Raw genomic sequence first — 627 nt, forward strand, 5'->3', positions numbered from 1 at the left:
AACAGACAACATTATCTGTCGCACTATCTTGCGTGTGGACGCAGAGCTCAAGCAAATTGCACCAAATCTCACGTTTATGTACGACGAATCGATCACACCAGATGATTTGTTACGTCAGGCGACGAAAAACATTTGTGACTGTAGCAAGCCTCATATTGCGAATTACCCAATTCACGCAAATGCTTATGACGGAGCGCGGTTTGGTATCGTCAGTTGCTACAACTCACTCCCGCTAGCTGGTGGTTCAAACACGCTTGTACGCATGAATCTAAAAGAAGTGGCGAAACGTGCAGCAAGTCGCGACGATTTTTTCAGTAATGTATTACCGACGTATCATCAACTAATGACGGAGTTGATGGATGCAAGAAGCTCGCACTTGCATGAACAATCACAGTTCTTCCAAGGCTTCTTAACCCAAGAAGGCTTGATTGAAGAGTCACGCTTTGCGCCAATGTACGGCATTTATGGTATGGCTGAAGCGGTCAACTTACTTCTTGAAAAAGAAGGGCAAACCTCCCGCTACGGACAAGATGAACGTGCAAATGCATTAGGCCACGAGATTTCAGCGACACTAGCGACATTGGTTGATTCTACGCCTGTGAGATATGGCTTAGAGGGCAAAGCGTT

1 protein-coding gene is annotated in these 627 nt (G+C 45.9%); it reads left to right on the top strand.

What is annotated here, in order from left to right:
- Positions 1 to 627: glycyl radical enzyme domain-containing protein (locus R7O13_RS28305; protein WP_318305381.1), on the top strand; the 627-nt coding region annotated here is incomplete at both ends.

The organism is Vibrio sp. Y176, from assembly GCF_033438945.1.